Consider the following 21,448-nt stretch of genomic DNA (forward strand, 5'->3'; position numbering starts at 1 on the left):
TACGCAGGAAATCGGCGCTGAGCATTTCTACTTCTGCGTTGCGGCTACCTGGTAAAAGCGCCAGACAGGGCACCTCTTCCGCAATGCCCAGCTCCCGTCGCGCGGCACGTTTATCCGGCTCGATCGGCATCGCATCGGCCATTGTATGGCCAATAAAGCGGCAGGGAACGTTATAGCGATCGTAAAAGGCTTTTTCAAACGGTAAAAAGGCCAGCACCAGATCGGTAGAGCGGCCGATCTTAAAGACGCGCTTCTGTCGCCACGCCCATACGGAGGGGCTGACATAGTGGATAGTGCGGATGCCACGCTGTTTAAGGCGGCCTTCCAGCGTGATATTAAAGTCTGGCGCATCGATGCCGACAAAAACATCCGGCTTAAGCTCGCTGAATCGCTGCGTCAGATCGCGGCGAATTTTCAGCAGGCGCGGCAGGCGCTCCAGCACTTCCACAACGCCCATCACCGCCAGCTCTTCCATTTCGTACCAGGCTTCGCAGCCTTCCGCCTGCATTAGCGGCCCGGCAACGCCGACAAAGCGCGTATCCGGATGCTTGCTCTTCAGGGCGCGGATCAGACCGGCACCAAGAATATCGCCGGAGGTTTCTCCGGCGACCAGGGCTATCGTTAATGGTTGAGGCATGGGCTTAACGGATCAGACCCCGGGTTGAGCGGGCGAAGAAATCAAAGAAAGGCTGCACTTCAGGGTGCTCGCGAGCGATGTCGGCAATTTCCGGCTTCGCTTCGTCCAGCGTCTTACCGCTGCGATAAAGCACCTTATAAGCGTTGCGGATCGCATGTAGCGCTTCTTTGCTGAAGCCACGACGCTGCAGGCCAACCAGGTTGATACCAAACGGCGTGGCGTGGTTGCCCTGGGCGATCACGAAAGGCGGTACGTCCTGAGCGACGCCAGAACAGCCGCCTACCATCACGTGTGCGCCAATAATGCAGAACTGATGAACGGCTGTCATCCCGCCAATAATGGCAAAGTCATCCACGGTGACGTGGCCGCCAAGCGTAGCGTTATTGGCAAGGATGCAGCGATCGCCAATGATACAGTCGTGCGCCACGTGCACATTGACCATCAGCAGGTTATCACTGCCCACTTTAGTCAGACCATCCGCCTGCGAGGTGCCGCGATGGATGGTCACGCTTTCGCGAATGCTGTTGCGATCGCCAACTTCCACGCGGGTTGGCTCGCCAGCATATTTCAGATCCTGGTTAGCTTCGCCAATGGTAGCAAACTGGTAAATCGTGTTCTCTTTACCAATTTTAGTGTGGCCATTGATGACTACATGCGATTTCAGCACCGTGCCTTCGCCAATCTCGACGTCAGCGCCGATAAAGCAAAACGGGCCAATATGCACGCGAGCGCCAATAATGGCGCCCTCTTCAATCACAGAACTGGGGTGGATAACAGCAGTTTCATCAATCACGAATTACGCCTCCCGGCTGCGGGCACACATCATGGTTGCTTCGCAGACAATTTTACCGTCAACGGTCGCCACGCCCTTAAAGCGGGTAAGACCACGGCGGGTTTTCTCGAAGGTGACTTCCATAATCATCTGATCGCCTGGAACGACCGGACGCTTGAAGCGAGCCTCGTCAATACCGGCAAAATAGTACAGTTCGCCTGGCTCAAGTTTGCCCACGCTTTTAAACGCCAGAATACCGGTCGCCTGCGCCATGGCTTCTAAAATCAGCACGCCTGGAAAAATCGGTTTACCAGGGAAATGGCCCTGGAAAAACGGTTCGTTGACCGATACGTTTTTTACCGCACGCAGAAACTTGTGTTCTTCAAATTCCAGTACGCGATCGACCAGCAGAAACGGGTAACGGTGCGGCAGCAGTTCAATAATCTCTTCAATTTTCAGAGTATGAGTTTCAGTAGTCAAAATACTCTTCCTGTCCTAAAAAATTCTGATGGCATCAATAACACGGCCTGCAACGAGTCACTCGTCCGCAGGCCGCAAATCAGTTTCCGTGCACCAGCCTTCCATGCTTAGCATTCTTTTTATATTCCACAAGGTGCGGCGGAATAGTGAAGGCCGTTCAACAACCAGACGCTTACTCCGCGCTGACTTTACGCTCAACAGCTTTTAAGCGCTTGCTCATCTCATCGATGTTCATGACCAGTGCGGCGGTTTTACGCCAGTTTTTATTCGGTTGCAGCGGGATCCCGGACGAGTATACCCCAGGTTGCGTGATTGGTCGCATAACCATTCCCATCCCCGTTACCGTCACTTTGTCACATATTTCCATGTGGCCGTTGATCACGCTGGCGCCGCCAATCATGCAGTAGCGGCCAATTTTAAGGCTACCGGCCATGATCACGCCGCCTGCTACCGCAGTATTGTCGCCAATCACCACGTTGTGTGCAATCTGGCATTGGTTGTCAATGATAACACCATTCCCAATCTGAGTGTTATCCAACGCGCCGCGATCGATAGTGGTACAGGCGCCAATCTCTACGCGATCGCCAATAATGACCGTACCCAGCTGGGGAATTTTCACCCAGTTGCCGCGATCGTTGGCGTAACCAAAGCCGTCCGCGCCGATGACGGTGCCTGACTGGATCAGACAGTTTTCGCCGATTTGCACTTCGTGATAAACGGAAACGTTGGCCCACAGGCGCGTACCTGCACCAATGCGGGTTTTTTACCGATAAAGCAGCCGGCACCAATCACTACGTTATCACCCAGCTCGACGCCAGATTCGATAACGGCGTTCGCGCCGACGGAAACATTGTTACCCAGCTTCGCCGTCGCGTCGATAACTGCGCCTGGCGCAATATTCGTCGCTGGCTGAGGCGTGGTGTCCAGAATCTGCGCCATACGCGCATAGGTCAGATAAGGGTCTTTCACTACCAGAGCGGCACTCTGGCAAAATTCTATGTCCGCAGCCTGTAGCACCACGGCGGAAGCCTGGCAGGTCGCAAGCTGTTCGCGATAGCGACTGTTGGCAAGAAAGGTGATTTGACCGGATTGGGCGGAGTGCATAGAAGCAATGCCGGAGATGACGATATCGCCATCTCCGTGCAAATCTGCATCCAACTGCTGGGCTAAATCAGCCAGTCGAATTGAAGACATTGATTATTTAACCTGTTTCAGAACATCAGCAGTGATGTCTTTAGATGAGCTGGCATAAGCCACGGCATTGGCATCGACCACGACATCGTAACCTTCGTCAGACGCCACTTTTTTCACGGCATCCTGAATACGGCTCAGGATTTTGTTACGCTCTTCGGCCTGACGGCGGCGGTTATCCTGCTCGAAAGCCTGCGCTTTGCTGGAGAAGGTTTCACGCTGTGCCATCACGTCTTTTTCCAGACGGCTGCGCTCGCTTGCTTTCATGGTAGAACCATCACGCTGCAGACGCTGCATTTTAGTTTGCAGATCGCGTTCCATTCCCTGCAGTTCAGTTGCACGGCCTTTAAACTCGTTTTCAAGCTGTTTCGCAACTGTCGCACGCGCCGGTAACTGTTGGAAAATGCTGGAAACGTTTACCACTGCAATTTTATCAGCAGCCTGAGCGCCAGCGGAAACTGCCAGAGCGAGAGAGAGGCCTGCGGCACACAACAACTTTTTCACTATAAACTCCTTACCATCAACGTTTGTGTCAAAGACACATGTGTTGCGCGTTAAGGCAGCACGAGGCTGCCCGTGAACGGCGCGATACTCGCGGTATCACACCGCGAGCGTTGAGAAAAGTCAGACAGCGCTTTTCTCAAAGTTTGCAAAGCGTAGCAGCTTACCAGGTTTTACCAATATTAAACTGGAACTGCTCGGCTTTATCTCCATCATATTTCTTAAACGGCTGAGCATATGAGAACACCAGTGGCCCCAGTGGCGACATCCACTGCAGCGCCAAACCGGCGGACATACGAATATTGCCCGGGTCGCTGTAATCCGGGATGCCTGCTGCACGCGTCTCTGCGGTATTTTCCCATGCGGTATCCCACACGGTACCGGCATCGACAAACAGTGAGGTACGCACGGAGTTAGCGTATTTTTCGCTAAGGAACGGCGTTGGCGTAATCAGCTCAGCGCTGGCTGTCGCCATGGCGTTACCGCCCACGGCATCGTTGGAATCACACAGCGTTCCCGTTGAACAGGTGCTGGAGTTGTTATTGTAATAGGCCGCTTTTGGTCCAATGGTATTGGAGCGGAAACCACGTACGGTGCTTGAACCACCCGCATAGAAGTTCTCGTAGAACGGCAGTTCTTTGCCGCTCAGCCCATCACCGTAACCTACACGCCCACGTCCCAACAGTACCCAGGTACGATCCTGATTCAGCGGCATATACTGCTGCGTATCCAGCGTCGCTTTATAGAAGGCATTGTCTTACCCTGGGATGGTAATTTTACCATTCAGGTTGGTACGGTTACCCGACGTTGGGAAGAAGCCGCGGTCCAGCGTGTTATACGTCCAGCCGTAGTTAAACGTGAAGTCGTCTGCTGAATATTCAGCATCCTTGTTCTGGTCTGGATTCTGTCCCACGGAGCGCAGATAACGGAACATTGAAATCTGCGGCTGCATGTTAGACAGGTCGTTATGGACATAGCCCAGGCCCACGCGCAGCGTGTTGTTTTCATTAACCGGGAAGCCCAGCGTCCCGTCCAGACCATAGCTTCTGTTGGTATAGTCAGACAGATCCGCGTCATCCGCTTTAAAGTCGTTGTAGAAGACGCGGCCGCCCAGGCTGACACCGTCGACCGTAAAGTACGGGTCGGTCAGTGAGAATTCAGCATAGGTCTGGTAATCATTTTTGGTGCCGCTGATGCCCACGGTATTACCGGTGCCCAGCCAGTTTTCCTGCGTCACGCCAACCTGGAAGCTAACGCCGCTTTCCGTACCGTAACCGACACCGAAGTTGAAGGTACCGGTATTGCGCTCTTTAACCTTGTAGACCACGTCCACCTGATCGGGAGCGCCAGGCACGCGCTGCGTATCGGTTTCAACCGTTTCGAAGTAGCCGGTACGATTCAGGCGCTCTTTGCCCTGCTCGACCAGATCGCTACCCAGCCATGCCCCTTCCATCTGGCGCATTTCGCGGCGCAAAACGGAATCTTTTGAGGTGTCGTTGCCTTCAAAACGCACTTTACGCACGTAGTAGCGATTGCCCGCGTCTACGTTAACGTGCAGCTTGACGGTTTTATCCGCATCGTTGATTTCTGGCTGCGTCATGACGCGCGGATAGGCATAACCGTAGCGACCGAACATCTTCTTGATGTCGTCTTCCATTTTGGTGACTTTGGCACCGTTATAGAGTTCGCCCGGCTGAATTTTGGACAGGGATTCTACTTCTGCCGAATGCCCCGCCATGCTGCCGTTCACCACTACGCCGGAAAGCTTGTATTGATCGCCTTCGGTGATGTTGATGGTGATGTAGATACCTTTTTTATCCGGCGTCAGGCTGACCTGCGTAGAATCAATGTTAAAGCGCGCGTAGCCGCGATCCAGATAGAAGCTACGCAGGGTTTCCAGGTCGCCTGCCAGTTTCTGCTTCTGGTATTTACGGTCACCGACCAGGTTCCACCACGGCACTTCATCACGCAGCTGGAAGCGGGAGATCAGCTCGTCCGAGCTGAAGGCCTTATTACCGACCACGTTAATCTGTTGAATTTTTGCCGAGACGCCTTCGGTGAAGACCAGCTTCAGATCGACACGGTTACGCGGCAGCGGCGTAACCACAGCTTTGACGCTGGCGCTATATTTACCGACGCTGTAGTAGAAGTCTTCCAGCCCTTTCTCGATAGTCGAGATAGTGGTGCGATCCAGCGCTTCGCCCACGCGCACGCCTGAGGCTTCAAGGTTCTGCTTAAGCATGTCATCCTTCACCGCTTTGTTGCCGGAGAAGGTGATGCTGGCAATGGTTGGACGCTCTTTCACCTGAACGATCAGCGTATTGCCGTCGCGCAGTACCTGAACATCTTCGAAGTTCCCGGTCGCAAAAAGGGCGCGGATGGTATTACTGAGATCATCATCGGAGACGGTATCTCCTACGCGGACAGGCATACTGAGCAATGCCGCCCCGACGGCGACTCGCTGCAGGCCTTCGAAATGGATATCCTTCACCACGAAGCCATCTGCCGCGTATACGGTGGCGCTGCTAAACAGCAGCGACGCTATGAGCAACTTTTTCATCGCCATCGTTGTTATGCATTCTTCCTAACTGGTTCTCACATCGGACAGGTTTGATTCTGTCAGAGACGCGAGAAATCATTGAATAGTGCAAGCCCCATTAACAGCACCAGCAAAACCGAGCCAATGCGATAACTGAAGTCCTGAACTCGCTCAGACACCGGCCCACCTTTGATCTTTTCGATCGCCAGAAACAGCAAATGTCCACCATCTAATACCGGCAAGGGGAACAGATTGATAATCCCAAGATTCACGCTTATCAGCGCAAGAAACATCAGGTAATAAATCAAGCCATATTCCGCCGACATCCCAGCACCCTGGGCGATCGAAATCGGCCCGCTGAGATTATTCAACTTCACTTCGCCAACTATCAGCTTGCCCAGCATGGTCACCGTCAGCTTCATCAGCTGCCAGGTCTTCACGCTGGCCTCACCAACGGCCGCAAACGGCCCATACTGGCGAACCGTTTTATATTCATCCGGCAGCGGAACGATACGTGGGACAACGCCCGCAAATCCTTCCACTTTGTTCCCCGGCTTACTATCCGGCGTCAACGTCAGGTCTATGAAGGCGCCCTGTCGCTCCACTTCTACCTTCAGCGGTTTGCCCGGACTGTCGCGAACTTCGGCGACAAACTGCTGCCACTGAGCTAACGGCTGACCCCCGACTTTAACGATCCTGTCGCCCGCTTGCAAACCTGCTCTTGCCGCAGCCGAGCCGGTCTGAATGTCCGCCAGCACGGTTTCGACCTGTGGGCCCCGAGGATGCATGCCCAAAGAAGCAACCGGATCTTCTCTGTCAGGCGCAAAATGCCAGTTACGCAAATCAAGCCGGACGTCCTTCACCTGGTTCGAGCCAAAAGGCGCCACGCTGAGCGTCGTTTGCTGGTCGCCAATTTTCGCTACCAGCGCCATTCGCACAGCTTCCCAGTCAGGCGTTTCGATACCATCAACGGCTTTAAGTTCCATTCCAGGCGCAATTTGCGCCTCTGCCGCCTGCGAGCCGCTTACTATTTCGCCAACTACCGGCCGAACGCCAGGCACACCGATGATAAAAACCAGCCAGTAAGCAAAGATGGCAAACAGGAAATTAGCCAGGGGTCCGGCGCTGATAATAGCGGCACGCTGCGCAACGGTTTTGTTGTTAAAGGAGAGATGGCGAAGCTCAGGCGGCACGCTTTCGACACGTTCGTCGAGCATCTTCACGTAGCCGCCCAGCGGGATCAGTGCAATAACATACTCGGTACCCTGGCTATCGCGACGCCGCCACAATGCTTTGCCAAAGCCGACCGAGAAGCGTTCAACTTTAACGCCGCAGCGGCGTGCTACCCAAAAATGGCCAAATTCGTGCACGGTAATCAGAATGCCCAGCGCAACGATAAAGGCCCCAAGGCTCCAGAGTATACTCAACATAACGTCCCTTATAGCGTGCCGAAAGCCAGCAACAGCAGGCAGGCAAAGACCGGTACTGCCGCCGTCAGACTATCGATACGATCCAGAATACCACCATGACCAGGAATAAGCTGCCCGCTGTCTTTGATGCCGGCTTCACGCTTGAACATGCTTTCGGTTAAATCCCCCAATACGGAGGCCAACGTAGCGACAATCGAGCAGGTCAGCAAGGTGACAGGTGATACGCTCAGCGGCGCCCACAGGCCAAACAGCCAGGCGATCACGCCCGTCGTGACCAGACCGCCAAAGAATCCTTCCCAGGTTTTTCCCGGCGACACTTTAGGTGCCAGCTTATGTTTGCCGAAGAGGCGACCAAACATGTAGGCGCCGGAATCTGCACCCCACACCAGAAACAGCACGTAGAGCAGCCACCAGGCGCCCGCGAAATGGTCGCTGTCGTAATGATACTGGCGTAGCGCTACCATCCCCCAAAAGAAAGGCACGATGGTCAGAATGCCAAACAGCAGGCGTAAAGCACGAGACGAGCGCCACAGTGCCGCCGAGACAGGATAGGTCAGCACCAGCAGCAGCGCGACTATCCACCATCCCAGCGACGCCCAGAGCGAGCCCGCAATAAGGGGGAGATGAACGGGGTGCCAGGCAGGTAGCGTAAACGTCATGACTGACAGCAGTAGCCCGCACAGTACCGCGAGCCAGATGCGCTGCGAACCTGAAGCCAGGCCAGCAAACTGGCCCCATTCCCAGGCTGCCAGCATACAGATGACCAGCGTGACGATAGCAAAACCGGCCGGCGGCAACAGAAATAAGGCCGCAATCACAATCGGGATAAGTATCAATGCGGTAATCAGGCGTGACTTCAGCAAGGATTACCCCCAGTGCGCTCAGGCGCCGCCGGGTGCTGCGCCGCCAAAGCGACGCTCTCGTTGTGCAAACGCATTCAGTGCACCTTCAAAAACTTGTTCATCAAAATCAGGCCAGAGAACATCGGTAAAAAAGAACTCTGCATAGGCAACCTGCCACAGCAAGAAGTTACTGATTCGATGCTCTCCCCCTGTCCTTATTACCAAATCCACAGGCGCCAGATCGTTGAGACAAAGGTACTGTGCGAGGGTGTCTTCCTCGATTTGATCCGGACGAACCAGACCTTCCTGTACCTGTTCTGCAATTTTCCTGACGCTATGAATAATATCCCAACGTCCGCCATAATTCGCGGCAATGTTCAGGGTAAGTCCATTATTTTGCTGAGTCAGTTCTTCGGCGCGCCGGATACGCTCCTGCAAACGGGCGTTAAATCGGCCCGTATCGCCAATAATTCGCAGACGAACATTATGTTTATGGAGACTCTTCACCTCGCTGTCCAGAGCCCACATAAAAAGCTCCATCAGCGCCATGACCTCTTGCGGAGGACGGTTCCAGTTTTCGCTGCTGAAGGCATACAGGGTCAGCGCATCCAGCTTATTGCTGACGGCAAAGCTTACCGCACGACGCACGGACTTCACGCCCGCTTTGTGGCCGGTAATGCGCATTTTCCCCTGGTTTTTGGCCCAGCGGCCATTGCCATCCATAATGATGGCCACGTGACGGGGATTATCTCCCGACTGGTCATCGGTTTTTATTTGATTTTCGGACGACATAACGCGTAATTATTTCCTTTAATCAGAAATACGACGGTTTCTGAAATAGTTTGCCCGCTTGACGTAAAAAAGCCGTGTCGAACACGGCGGTCGCTGTATCGCTACGTCGTTTTCAGGACGGGCGCAGATTGTAACACCTCCACCCCTGCCCCACAAACGCGCACTGGTTAACGCGTGACGGGAAAGCGTGCCAGACAAACTTTTGCGGCAGCGCGCGCGCGTCTGTCGATATCCAGTACCGCTTCTACGCTCTCTGGTTCGCGACAGGAAAGCGTTTCCAGCACGCTCATGTTCACGTGCGCAATATCGGTAAAACGAATTTGCGCATCAAGAAAAGCGGCTACGGCAATCTCATTGGCGGCATTCAGCGCGGTGGTGGCAGCCTGCCCTGTTTTGCAGGCATCAATAGCCAGCTTGAGGCAGGGGTAGCGCGCGTAATCCGGCTCGCCAAACGTCAGGGCGCCCATGCGGGTGAAATCCAGCGGTTTTGCGCCGGAGGGCACACGCTGCGGCCAGGCCATGACATGAGCGATAGGCGTACGCATATCCGGCGATCCCATTTGTGCGATAACGCTGCCGTCACGGTAGCGCACCATAGAATGGATCACCGATTGCGGATGCAGTACAACTTCCATCTGCGCGTCGGTCGCGTTAAAAAGCCAGCGGGCTTCAATATATTCCAAACCTTTATTCATCATGGTGGCCGAATCGACGGAGATTTTCCGCCCCATCGTCCAGTTCGGATGCGCGCAGGCCTGGTCCGGCGTCATTAGCGCCAGGTCAGCCAGCGGCGTTTCACGAAAAGGGCCACCCGATCCCGTAAGAATAATGCTGTCGATGCCATTATCTTGTAGAGAAGCGTATCCTAACTGGCGCTGGAGGGAAGCGGGCAAACTCTGAAAAATGGCATTATGCTCGCTATCCACCGGCAGCAGCTGCGCTTTACATTCGCTGACCGCCTCCAGAAACAGCTGGCCGCAGGTGACCAGCGACTCTTTATTAGCCAGCAGCACGGCCTTACCGGCGCGTATGGCCGCCAGCGTGGGCAGCAGGCCCGCTGCGCCAACAATTGCTGCCATAACCTGATCCACGTCGTCCAGCGCGGCCAGATCGCAGGCTGCCTGCTCGCCGCTCAGCACTTCCGTTGACACGTTCAGCTCTTTCAGCCGCAGCCGCAGCTCGCGCGCGGACGTTTCGTCTGCCATTGCGGCCCAGGCGGGTCGAAAAGTAAGACACTGTTCCGCCATCAGCCCAACGTTACGCCCGGCCACCAGCGCCTTAACGGCGAACAGATCGGGATTCGCTTTAATAACGGCCAGCGTACTGGTACCGATTGAACCGGTGGAACCGAGAATGGTCAGTTGCTTCATGAAGGTGCTCTGTGTAGTGACCGGCGACCATAAGCTGCCAGCCGGTGAATTAAATGCAAAACGCCGTAAGGCTACCCTCTGGAGAAGGCAATCTGTACGGCGTTAAGTCACGGTGCGGATCGACTCAGAAGTCCATCAGCTCCGCTTCTTTTTCTGCCAGCGCGGCATCTACTTTCTTGATAAATACGTCGGTCATCTTCTGGATATCATCCTGAGAACGACGCTCTTCATCTTCGCTGATTTCTTTATCTTTCAGCAGCGCTTTAACTTTATCGTTGGCGTCACGACGTACGTTACGTACGGAAACGCGACCCTGCTCGGCTTCGCCACGCACGATTTTAATCAGGTCTTTACGACGCTCTTCCGTCAGTGCCGGAAGCGGTACGCGAATATCGCTGCCCGCTGAGCTTGGGTTCAGACCCAGGTCGGAGGCCATGATCGCTTTTTCAACGGCCGCGCTGATAGAGCGGTCAAATACGTTGATTTTCAGCGTGCGGGAGTCTTCTACGGTCACGCTGGCCAGCTGACGCAGCGGCGTGGCGGAGCCGTAGTAATCGACCATAATACCGTCAAGAATGCTTGGCGATGCGCGGCCGGTACGGATTTTGCTGATGTGGTTTTTGAATGCTTCCAGGCACTTGTCCATGCGCGTTTCAGCATCTTTTCTGATTTCGTTAATCACGTTGTAACCCTTGAATTCTGGTTAACCTGACAGGCTCAGCAGAGCCTGTTAGCTATCTGTTAGCGTGCGTAACGCACTACAAAGGCAGAATATACCTTATTTTACGTGCTAACGGACATTATTGCGTAATCAGGGTGCCTTCTTTTTCACCCATCACGACGCGGCGCAGCGCACCCGGCTTGTTCATGTTGAAGACGCGAATTGGCAGGTTATGGTCACGGGCCAGCGTAAAGGCAGCCAGATCCATGACTTTCAGTTCACGTTCCAACACTTCGGTATAGCTCAGCTGATCGTAGAGCGTAGCGTCCGGGTTTTTGACCGGATCTTCTGAATAAACGCCGTCGACCTTGGTCGCTTTCAGGACAACGTCCGCTTCGATCTCGATGCCACGCAGGCAGGCTGCTGAATCTGTAGTAAAGAACGGGTTGCCGGTACCGGCAGAAAAGATCACCACGCGATTGTTACGCAGCAGGCTGATCGCTTCTGCCCAGCTGTAGTTATCGCACACGCCGTTCAGCGGAATAGCTGACATCAGGCGAGCATTCACGTAGGCGCGGTGCAGCGCATCACGCATTGCCAGACCGTTCATCACGGTTGCCAGCATACCCATGTGGTCGCCCACCACGCGATTCATGCCGGCCTGTGCCAGGCCCGCACCGCGAAACAGGTTGCCACCACCGATAACCACACCTACCTGAATACCCAGCTCAACCAGTTCCTTCACTTCCTGAGCCATACGATCCAGCACGCTGGCGTCGATACCGAAGCCTTCCGCGCCTTGCAGAGCTTCGCCGCTCAGTTTCAGCAGGATACGTTGATAAACAGGTTTTGCATTGGTTGCCATGGTTTTTTTCCTGGAAGCAGTATTGAGGAGTTAAATCTGCGCTATCATCCCGCGAGTAGTGAGAAAATGCTATTGGGATGAGGCTGAAAATTGCCGGATACGGCAGATAAAAAAGAACCGCCGGATGGCGGTTCTGGTCAAACGATTAAGACTGCTTAGACATTGCCGCAACTTCTGCTGCGAAGTCGGTCTCAGCTTTCTCAATACCTTCGCCCACTTCAAAGCGGATGAAGTTAACCACGTCAGCGCCCTGCTCTTTCAGCAGCTGGCCAACGGTTTTAGACGGGTCGATCACGAAAGGCTGACCGGTCAGAGAAACTTCGCCGGTGAATTTCTTCATGCGGCCTTCAACCATTTTCTCTGCGATTTCTTTCGGCTTACCGGACTGCATCGCGATATCCAGCTGAACCTGGTATTCTTTTTCTACCACGTCCGCAGACACGTCTTCTGGCTTAACGAATTCTGGCTTGCTTGCTGCAACGTGCATGGCCAGCTGCTTAACCAGCTCTTCGTCAGCGTTGGTTGCAGAGATCAGCACGCCGATGCGTGCGCCGTGCAGGTAGCTGCCCAGCACATCGCCTTCCAGCGTAGCGACACGACGGATGTTGATGTTCTCGCCGATTTTCGCTACCAGCGCCACGCGCTCTTCTTCGAACTGGGCTTTCAGCACTTCAACGTCGGTGATTTTGCCGGTAACAGCCGCATCCAGCACCTTGTCAGCGAATGCCTGGAAACCGCCATCTTTGGCCACGAAGTCGGTCTGGCAGTTAACTTCCAGAATCACGCCGTAGTTGCCGTCGATTTTGGTTTTGATCACGCCGTCAGCAGCCACGTTGCCTGCTTTTTTCGCCGCTTTGATCGCGCCAGATTTACGCATGTTCTCGATTGCCAGCTCGATGTCGCCGCTAGCTTCGGTCAGCGCTTTTTTACAATCCATCATGCCAGCGCCAGTGCGCTCGCGCAGTTCTTTTACCAGAGCAGCAGTAATTTCAGCCATTCTCGAATCCTCGGTTAGCTCAGCATCTGCCCGGTTCGCCTGATGGCGCCACAACAGATGCCTGTTTCTCGGGAGAAATATTGCCCCGCCGATGGGTCACCAGCGGCAAAGCGAATTCAAAATAAAGGGGCCAATTAAGGCCCCTTACAGATTAACATCTGATTTTACCCTGACGGGTATAAGGGCTCTCTATGGAGCAAACCTTATTACTCAGCTTCAGCGAAGCTTTCTTCTGCCTGCTGAGCCAGGTCCTGAGAGCGACCTTCACGTACGGTGGTAGCCACAGCGGTCAGGTACAGGCTTACAGCACGGATTGCATCGTCGTTGCCTGGGATGATGTAGTCAACGCCGTCTGGATCAGAGTTGGTATCAACGATAGCGAAAACCGGGATGCCCAGGTTGTTTGCTTCTTTGATAGCAATGTGTTCGTGGTCAGCATCGACAACGAACAGCGCGTCTGGCAGGCCGCCCATGTCTTTGATACCGCCCAGGCTGTTTTCCAGCTTGGCCAGTTCACGAGCACGCATCAGCGCTTCTTTTTTGGTCAGTTTGTCAAAAGTGCCGTCCTGAGACTGAGTTTCCAGATCTTTCAGACGTTTGATGGACTGACGAACGGTTTTCCAGTTAGTCAGCATGCCGCCTAACCAGCGATGGTTTACGAAGAACTGGTCACAGCTCAGCGCAGACTCTTTTACCGCTTCGCTTGCCGCGCGCTTGGTACCAACGATCAGAATCTTGCCTTTACGGGCAGCGATTTTGTTCAGTTCAGCCAGAGCTTCGTTGAACATTGGTACGGTTTTTTCAAGGTTGATGATGTGAACTTTGTTACGAGCGCCGAAAATGAATGGCTTCATTTTTGGGTTCCAGTAACGGGTCTGGTGACCGAAGTGTACACCAGCCTTGAGCATGTCGCGCATGGAAACAGTTGCCATGATTACCTCTGTAAATTGATTGGGGTTAAGCCTCCATGTATCCCATACGACCGACCTCTCGGGCCGCTTGCGCAGCGCTTTAAGGCACCCCGGCGTACGTGTCGATACATGTGTGTTATTTACACATAGTGAGAGTTATGCGTTTCTCTGCAATCTTGCTCACAGAGAATCGTCGGCGCGCTTTATACCATAAAGACGCAGGTGAAGCCAATGATTGTTAGCTTTACCTCCCGTGCCGTAAACGGGAATTGGCAGCGGCCAGGTGGGCTGCTAACATTGCTGCACTTCCTTTATTATTGTCGAAAATAGCGACAGCTGCGGACTAAATTAATGGCAATTACAATCAAAACCCCTGAAGAAATGGCGAAAATGCGTGTAGCCGGTCGCCTGGCGGCAGAAGTGTTGGAAATGATCGAAGAGCATGTCCAGCCAGGCGTCAGCACCGGCGAACTCGATCGCCTGTGTCATGACTATATCGTTAACACTCAGAAAGCCGTTTCGGCCAGTCTGGGCTACCATGGCTTCCCTAAATCCGTTTGCATCTCCGTCAATGAGGTGGTGTGTCACGGTATCCCCAGCGATGACAAAATCCTGAAGGATGGCGATATTGTGAATATCGACGTGACCGTCATTAAAGATGAATACCACGGCGATACCTCTAAAATGTATATCGTTGGGAAGCCGACTATCCAGGGCGAGCGCCTGTGTCGTGTTACTCAGGAAAGCCTCTATCTGGCCCTACGCATGGTTAAGCCCGGCATTCGTCTGCGCACCCTTGGCCGTGAGATCCAAAAATTTGTTGAAGCTCAGGACTTTTCGGTAGTGCGTGAGTACTGCGGTCACGGTATCGGTAAAGGCTTTCACGAAGAGCCTCAGGTACTGCATTACGATGCGGACGACGGCGGCGTGGTGCTGCAGGCCGGCATGGCCTTTACTATCGAGCCAATGGTCAACGCAGGCGATTACCGCATCCGCAGCATGAAAGATGGCTGGACGGTGAAAACCAAAGACCGCAGCCTTTCCGCTCAATATGAGCACACCATCGTAGTGACGGAAACCGGCTGCGAGATTATGACGCTGCGTAAAGACGACACTATTTCAGCTATCCTGACCGCTGACGCGTAGTTTTTACGATATAACCCGGCAGCCTGCCTTGCTGCCGGGCCAACATCTTTCTTCTTTCGGCCGCTTCTTTGCGGTTTCTGTCCGCTTTTAATGCCGCCCGATGGGCTTTCTGCCCTGCTTAAGTTAACGAACACGTTTACCCGGTTAACCTGTTGATTCGTCTCTTTACGAAGCGAGAGGCTTCTGTACCTGGCGGGCTGGCCTCTCTTTACGAGGCGAGACAGACGAGATGTTACATAAGCCATTAATAAAAAAGCCATTCTCTTGCTGATGATTATCCCCGCCACGCCTGCGCCTGTCACCGGATGTAAAGAGCGATCGCTACGTATTCCAACCTCTGTCAGTAAGGTAAGCCCCAAACTTTCCGGTTCACGCTCTTACCGCTTTGCCGGACGGCGTACCGATAAAAAAGCTGCCTGATAACTATTGGTTTCTTTTGATCTCCACTGCCGGTAAACGCTATTGTCACTGCTTATCTTTGTGCGGCAGAGAATGCGGGAGCGCTGGCGTGAACACCACCATGAAAGATGACGGGCAGGCATATTCTCCTGCCGAATGGACAGATGCGGAACTGACGCGCGATACGCTGAAACAGCACCTGGAAGATTTTCAGCAATGGTTAGGGCAGGCCTTTGATGCGCAAGAAAATGTTGAGCAGCTTATTGCCGCCCGCACGCTATTTATTGACCGATTACTGCGTCGACTGTGGCGCTTTTATGGTTTCCCGGAGCAGCAGGATATCGCGCTGGTAGCCGTTGGCGGCTACGGGCGGGCCGAGCTGCATCCGCTGTCGGATATTGACGTGCTGATCCTGAGCCGTCGCCCTCTTTCCGAAGAAGATGCTCAGCGCACCAGCGAGCTTCTTACGCTGATGTGGGATCTTAAACTGGAAGTGGGCCACAGCGTCAGGACGCTGGAAGAGTGCCTGCTGGAAGGGCTGTCAGACCTTACCGTCGCCACCAACCTGATTGAATCACGTCTGCTTACCGGCGACGTTGCGCTGTTTCTTGAGCTGCAGAAAAATGTGTTTAGCGAAGGCTTCTGGCCTTCCGACCGCTTTTTCGCGGCCAAAATCGCCGAGCAGCAGGAGCGCCATCAGCGCTACCATGGCACCAGTTATAACCTGGAGCCGGATATCAAAAGCAGCCCCGGCGGCCTGCGCGATATTCATACGCTATTGTGGGTAGCGCGTCGTCATTTTGGTGCCACATCGCTCGATGAAATGGTCGGTTTCGGCTTTTTGACGCAGGCCGAGCGCAATGAGCTGAATGAGTGCCAGTCCCTGCTCTGGCGTATCCGCTTCGCGCTGCATTTGACGCTCAGCCGCTACGATAACCGGCTGTTGTTCGATCGCCAGCTGAACGTGGCACAGCGCCTGAACTACCAGGGCGAAGGCAACGAGCCGGTCGAACGAATGATGAAAGATTTTTATCGCGTCACCGGTCGTATCGGCGAGCTGAACCAGATGCTGCTGCAGCTGTTTGACGAGGCGATTCTGGCGTTGGGCGAGGATGAAAAGCCTCGTGCCATTGACAGTGAATTTCAGCTGCGTGGCACCTTAATCGATCTGATTGACGAGACGCTGTTCACCAACGATCCGGTGGCCATCATGCGCATGTTTTACACCATGGTGCGCATGCCGAATATTACCGGAATTTATTCTACTACGCTGCGCCAGCTGCGCTTCGCCCGTCGACATCTTCAGCAGCCTCTGTGCACGCTTCCCAAAGCGCGGGAGCTGTTTCTGTCGATTCTGCGGCATCCGGGCGCGGTAAGTCGGGCCTTGGTGCCGATGCATCGTCACAGCGTACTGTGGGCCTATATGCCGCAGTGGGGCAATATCGTCGGCCAGATGCAGTTTGACCTCTTTCACGCCTACACCGTGGATGAACATACTATCCGCGTCCTGCAAAAACTGGAAAGCTTCGCTAATGAGGCGACCCGACCACGCCATCCGCTTTGCGTAGAGATCTGGCCGCGCCTGCCGCAGCCAGAACTGCTGCTGATGGCCGGATTGTTTCACGATATAGCCAAAGGGCGCGGCGGCGATCACTCCGTGCTGGGTGCACAGGATGCGCTGGAGTTCGCCGAGCTTCATGGCCTGAATTCACGGGAAACGCAGCTGGTCGCCTGGCTGGTGCGTCACCATCTGCTGATGTCGGTCACGGCGCAGCGTCGCGATATCCAGGATCCCACTGAAATCCAGCAGTTCGCGGAGGTGATGCAAAATGAAAATCGGCTGCGCTATCTGGTCTGTCTGACCGTAGCGGATATCTGCGCTACCAATGAAACGCTGTGGAACAGCTGGAAGCAGAGTCTGCTGCGTGAGCTGTTCTTTGCCACTGAGAAACAGCTGCGGCGCGGGATGGAGCACAGTCCCGACCTGCGTGAGCGTGTCCGCCATCATCGTCTGCAGGCGCTGGCGCTGCTGCGTATGGACAACCTGGATGAACAGGCGTTACGCGATATCTGGGCACGTTGTAGAGCGGATTATTTCCTGCGCCATACGCCAAACCAGCTGGCCTGGCATGCCCGCCATTTAATGGAACACGACCTGTCAAAACCGCTGGTGCTGCTTAGCCCTCAGGCGACGCGCGGCGGCACGGAGATTTTTATCTGGAGCCCTGACCGCCCTTATCTTTTCGCTACCGTGGCGGGTGAACTGGACAGACGCAACCTCAGCGTGCACGACGCACAGATCTTTACCAGCCGGGACGGCATGGCGATGGATACCTTTATCGTGCTGGAGCCGGACGGCAGTCCGCTGGCTCCGGATCGCCATGAGGCAATCCGCCAGGCACTCGATCAGGCCATCGGACAAACCAGCTTCCAGCCGGCCAGAGCGCGTCGCCAGTCGGCCAGGCTAAAACATTTTAGCGTGGATACCGAGGTTAAATTCCTGCCGAGCCATACGGACAGGCGGACCTATATGGAACTGATCGCACTGGATCAGCCGGGGCTGTTGGCGCGCGTAGGGGAGATCTTCGCCGATCTGAATGTGTCGCTGCATGGTGCACGTATCAGTACCATCGGCGAGCGCGTTGAGGATTTGTTTATTCTGGCGAATAGCGATCGGCGGGCACTCAGCCGTGAATTGCGTCACGAGTTGCAACAACGGTTGACAGAGGCCCTTAATCCAAACGATAAAGTGTGACCAGGATTTACTTTTACCCCGTTTTCGGGCACGCAGCCGCCTGGCTTCAGGCGCGACCCGAAACATGATTTGACACAGGAAAGCTTAATTAATGCAACAGTTACAGAGTGTTATTGAGAGCGCCTTTGAGCGCCGCGCCGAGATCACCCCAGCCAATGCCGATACCGTCACGCGGGAAGCGGTTAACCAGGTTATCGCGCTACTGGATAGTGGCGCACTGCGTGTGGCTGAGAAGATCGACGGCCAGTGGGTGACGCATCAGTGGCTGAAAAAGGCCGTGTTGCTCTCTTTCCGCATCAATGACAACCAGGTGATTGAGGGTGCAGAAAGCCGTTATTATGACAAAGTTCCAATGAAATTCGCCGACTATGACGATGCGCGCTTCAAAAAAGAAGGTTTCCGCGTGGTGCCGCCAGCGGCCGTTCGTCAGGGGGCTTTCATTGCGCGTAACACCGTCCTGATGCCTTCTTATGTCAATATCGGGGCCTACGTTGATGAAGGCTCTATGGTGGACACCTGGGCGACCGTCGGCTCCTGTGCGCAGATTGGTAAAAATGTGCACCTGTCAGGCGGCGTCGGTATCGGCGGCGTGCTGGAACCTTTGCAGGCTAACCCAACCATTATTGAAGATAACTGCTTTATCGGCGCGCGCTCTGAAATTGTGGAAGGCGTGATTGTTGAAGAAGGCGCGGTGATTTCTATGGGCGTTTATATCGGCCAGAGCACCAAAATCTACGATCGTGAAACCGGCGAAGTGCATTATGGCCGCGTGCCTGCAGGCTCCGTGGTGGTTTCCGGTAACCTGCCTTCAAAAGACGGTAGCTACAGCCTGTACTGTGCGGTTATCGTGAAGAAAGTAGATGCCAAAACCCGTGGCAAAGTGGGTATCAACGAACTGCTGCGCACTATCGACTGATTTCCCTGCCGGGCCGCTGCTGTCGGCCCGTCATCTTTTCTTTACACCTGCGTGTTATAAAGATGTTTTCCCTGAAAAAATAAGTAATGCTATTGCACAATAACCAGGCGATAATCCGCGCCAACAAGCGTACAGGCTCCCCGCCCTTTTTCAGATTTTCACATATACTCAGCTGAGCACGGGACGAGCAAGCCTGGCAAAAACAGGATGGGCAGCGTACGACCGCTGGCAAGCCGCACCTTGCATCCGAAGTATTTGTAAAGCGCAGCCGAATGACTCTTCTCCCGTACAGGAAAAATCTTATGTATGACAATCTGAAAGGTTTAGGCATCGCCAATCCCGACGACATCGATCGCTACAGCCTGCGTCAGGAAGCCAGCAATGACATTCTGAAAATCTACTTTCGCAAAGACAAGGGCGAATTTTTTGCGAAAAGCGTGAAGTTTAAATATCCGCGCCAGCGCAAAACCGTGGTGGCCGATAACGTCAGCCAGGGATTTAAAGAGATCCAGGAGATCAGTCCTAACCTGCGTTATGTGATCGACGAGCTGGATCAGATTTGCCAGCGCGATCAGGTAGAAGTGGATCTGAAGCGCAAAATCCTGGACGACTTGCGTCATCTGGAAGGCGTAGTGACTAATAAGATCCAGGAAATCGAAGCCGATCTGGAAAAACTGACGCGTAACAGCCGCTAAAAGGCGATTTTTATGGCTCCGTGACGCAATCCGTCTCATGCGTATGGAGCCTTCTTTTTGCGTATCGCCCCCTGCTTGGATCTACGTCCTTTTTATCTCTCTGCTCGCTACCTTTCAGGCTTCCCCATGCCTCGGCCTGGATAAATTCATTTTTCCCCCTCAGCATCAGGCTTCGTCATCCAGCTGTAACGCCACGTAAAGCAGCAGCCTGTCATCGAAACTGCTCAGATTCAGCCCCGTCAGCTCAGAGATACGGTTAAGCCGATATTCCAGCGTATTTCGATGAATATACAGCGCTTTCGCCGTGGCTGAAGGCTGCACGTTATGGCTGAACCAGGCAATCAGCGTTCTTCTCAGTAGCCCGTTATTATCCATGGTTTTAAGCTTCGCCAGCGGCCGGGAGAGTTCCCCCGCCTGCCAGCCGCCGCGCAGGCTATCCAGCAGCACCGGCAATACCAGATCCTGATAGAAATAGCTGCGTTCTTCCGGCATGCGCTGCTTACCTACCAGCATGGTGGTACGTGCGGTGCGATACGAGCGGGCAATGCTGCCCGGCCCGGTAAAGAAGTTGCCCAGCGCAATACGCATCCGCAGATGCCCGTTTTCTTTCATTCTGGACTGCAAAAGCGCCACGCGTTTACGGTGATCTTCCGCATCAAAACGTCCGTGCGAGTTAAAAGCCGGTTTCAACACCACCATCTCGGTCAGCGAAACGATGGCGATCAGGTTGTCCCGCTCCGGCGTGGTCAGCAGCGTCTGAAGCTGTTGCAGTTCAGACATAGCGCTGTCTACACCAAGCTGGCCGCTGTCAACCTCTACCACCGCCACCACGCGCGGCTGGTTCAGATCGATGCGTAAACGCTGTGCCCATTCCGTCAGCGCTGGAGAAAGCGTGTCGCTGCGGATCAGATTTAATACCAGTTCTTCACGCAGGCGGCTGTCCTGCGCCAGCATATGCAGCAGTCGCGCCTGCTCCAGCATCATTTCAGCCGTCATGCAAACCAGCTCGCCATAGTGCCGCAAGAATTCTGGTTCGCCGGTCAGGCCGATGACGCCGACAATCTCACCGTCGATGCGCATAGGCAGATTGATGCCGGGCCGAACACCGTGCAGATGCCTGGCTACTGCCTCATCAATATCCACGATCCGCGCCTGAGAAAGCGCCAACAGCGCGCCTTCGTGCATTTCTCCAATACGTTCCCGATCGCCGCTGCCGATGATGCGGCCACGCGCGTCCATCACATTGACATTGCTGTCAATTATTTTCATGGTGCGCGCAACAATTTCCTGCGCCAGGCGGGCATCAAGATGATAGGTGGCCATCCGTCACTCCTGAAATGTCTTGTCAGGCCAGCATACCTGCAGGCTGGGAGGACGACATCATGCAAATGCACCAGGCGTGATCCAGAGTGTAAAAATAAACGAAGGGATGGAAAGGCATTGTTAACCAGAGGTTGATCTTGCAGGCCAGCATCCGCAGGCTGGAATGGCGATATCATGCAAATGCACCAGGCGTGATCCAGCGTGTAAAAATAAGCGAAGGGATGGA

The 21,448-nt window shown here is 54.3% G+C and carries 17 protein-coding genes and 2 pseudogenes; 4 read left to right on the top strand and 15 right to left on the bottom strand.

The window, feature by feature from the left end; genetic code table 11:
• The 14 genes and pseudogenes from lpxB to rpsB all read right to left on the bottom strand — a co-directional run.
• Window positions 1–637, bottom strand: a 637-nt coding sequence (gene lpxB, locus RTK32_RS02520) for a lipid-A-disaccharide synthase (protein WP_312041950.1), incomplete at its 3' end; no start/stop codon positions are given.
• A 4-nt stretch (window positions 638–641) separates the two neighbouring features.
• On the bottom strand, window positions 642–1,430 hold the full coding sequence (gene lpxA / locus RTK32_RS02525) for an acyl-ACP--UDP-N-acetylglucosamine O-acyltransferase (RefSeq protein ID WP_312041951.1): 789 nt from the start codon (window positions 1,428–1,430) through the stop codon (window positions 642–644).
• 3 nt (window positions 1,431–1,433) lie between these two features.
• Window positions 1,434–1,889 carry a 3-hydroxyacyl-ACP dehydratase FabZ gene (gene fabZ / locus RTK32_RS02530; RefSeq protein ID WP_024965665.1) on the bottom strand — a complete coding sequence of 152 codons (456 nt, stop codon included), beginning with the start codon at window positions 1,887–1,889 and terminating at the stop codon, window positions 1,434–1,436.
• Window positions 1,890–2,061: 172 nt separating this feature from the next.
• Window positions 2,062–3,083, bottom strand: a pseudogene (lpxD, locus tag RTK32_RS02535) (UDP-3-O-(3-hydroxymyristoyl)glucosamine N-acyltransferase).
• A gap of 3 nt (window positions 3,084–3,086) precedes the next feature.
• Window positions 3,087–3,584, bottom strand: coding sequence for a molecular chaperone Skp (gene skp, locus RTK32_RS02540; RefSeq protein WP_312041952.1), 498 nt, complete (start codon window positions 3,582–3,584; stop codon window positions 3,087–3,089).
• Window positions 3,585–3,744: 160 nt separating this feature from the next.
• A pseudogene (bamA, locus tag RTK32_RS02545) lies at window positions 3,745–6,147 on the bottom strand (outer membrane protein assembly factor BamA).
• A 53-nt stretch (window positions 6,148–6,200) separates the two neighbouring features.
• Window positions 6,201–7,550, bottom strand: a complete 1,350-nt coding sequence (rseP, locus tag RTK32_RS02550; protein ID WP_312041953.1) for a sigma E protease regulator RseP — start codon at window positions 7,548–7,550, stop codon at window positions 6,201–6,203.
• An 8-nt stretch (window positions 7,551–7,558) separates the two neighbouring features.
• Window positions 7,559–8,413: a phosphatidate cytidylyltransferase gene (gene cdsA, locus RTK32_RS02555; protein WP_312041954.1), complete on the bottom strand. Its 855-nt coding sequence runs from the start codon at window positions 8,411–8,413 to the stop codon at window positions 7,559–7,561.
• Window positions 8,414–8,431: 18 nt separating this feature from the next.
• On the bottom strand, window positions 8,432–9,184 hold the full coding sequence (ispU, locus tag RTK32_RS02560; protein ID WP_312041955.1) for a (2E,6E)-farnesyl-diphosphate-specific ditrans,polycis-undecaprenyl-diphosphate synthase: 753 nt from the start codon (window positions 9,182–9,184) through the stop codon (window positions 8,432–8,434).
• A 167-nt stretch (window positions 9,185–9,351) separates the two neighbouring features.
• Complete coding sequence (gene ispC / locus RTK32_RS02565) at window positions 9,352–10,554, bottom strand: 1-deoxy-D-xylulose-5-phosphate reductoisomerase (protein WP_312041956.1); 1,203 nt, start codon at window positions 10,552–10,554, stop codon at window positions 9,352–9,354.
• Between the two features lie 124 nt (window positions 10,555–10,678).
• On the bottom strand, window positions 10,679–11,236 hold the full coding sequence (frr, locus tag RTK32_RS02570; RefSeq protein ID WP_125289093.1) for a ribosome recycling factor: 558 nt from the start codon (window positions 11,234–11,236) through the stop codon (window positions 10,679–10,681).
• A gap of 118 nt (window positions 11,237–11,354) precedes the next feature.
• Window positions 11,355–12,080, bottom strand: coding sequence for a UMP kinase (gene pyrH, locus RTK32_RS02575; protein ID WP_312041957.1), 726 nt, complete (start codon window positions 12,078–12,080; stop codon window positions 11,355–11,357).
• Between the two features lie 145 nt (window positions 12,081–12,225).
• Complete coding sequence (gene tsf / locus RTK32_RS02580; protein ID WP_312041958.1) at window positions 12,226–13,077, bottom strand: translation elongation factor Ts; 852 nt, start codon at window positions 13,075–13,077, stop codon at window positions 12,226–12,228.
• Between the two features lie 206 nt (window positions 13,078–13,283).
• On the bottom strand, window positions 13,284–14,009 hold the full coding sequence (gene rpsB, locus RTK32_RS02585; protein ID WP_253455193.1) for a 30S ribosomal protein S2: 726 nt from the start codon (window positions 14,007–14,009) through the stop codon (window positions 13,284–13,286).
• A gap of 330 nt (window positions 14,010–14,339) precedes the next feature.
• On the opposite strand from rpsB, the gene map reads away from it, so the two are divergent.
• The 4 genes from map to RTK32_RS02605 all read left to right on the top strand — a co-directional run bounded on the left by map (window position 14,340) and on the right by RTK32_RS02605 (window position 19,899).
• Entirely contained in the window at window positions 14,340–15,134 is a 795-nt protein-coding gene (gene map, locus RTK32_RS02590) for a type I methionyl aminopeptidase (protein ID WP_312041959.1), read from the top strand.
• Between the two features lie 520 nt (window positions 15,135–15,654).
• Window positions 15,655–18,288 carry a bifunctional uridylyltransferase/uridylyl-removing protein GlnD gene (glnD, locus tag RTK32_RS02595; protein WP_312041967.1) on the top strand — a complete coding sequence of 878 codons (2,634 nt, stop codon included), beginning with the start codon at window positions 15,655–15,657 and terminating at the stop codon, window positions 18,286–18,288.
• Window positions 18,289–18,379: 91 nt separating this feature from the next.
• Window positions 18,380–19,204: a 2,3,4,5-tetrahydropyridine-2,6-dicarboxylate N-succinyltransferase gene (gene dapD, locus RTK32_RS02600; RefSeq protein WP_312041960.1), complete on the top strand. Its 825-nt coding sequence runs from the start codon at window positions 18,380–18,382 to the stop codon at window positions 19,202–19,204.
• Between the two features lie 302 nt (window positions 19,205–19,506).
• Window positions 19,507–19,899, top strand: a complete 393-nt coding sequence (locus RTK32_RS02605; protein WP_312041961.1) for a DUF3461 family protein — start codon at window positions 19,507–19,509, stop codon at window positions 19,897–19,899.
• A 165-nt stretch (window positions 19,900–20,064) separates the two neighbouring features.
• Here the strand turns inward: RTK32_RS02605 and RTK32_RS02610 are convergent, their stop codons facing one another.
• On the bottom strand, window positions 20,065–21,222 hold the full coding sequence (locus RTK32_RS02610) for a CdaR family transcriptional regulator (protein WP_312041962.1): 1,158 nt from the start codon (window positions 21,220–21,222) through the stop codon (window positions 20,065–20,067).
• Window positions 21,223–21,448: the final 226 nt, after the last annotated feature.

It is taken from the genome of Erwinia sp., from assembly GCF_031978025.1.
Taxonomy (GTDB): Bacteria; Pseudomonadota; Gammaproteobacteria; order Enterobacterales; family Enterobacteriaceae; genus Erwinia.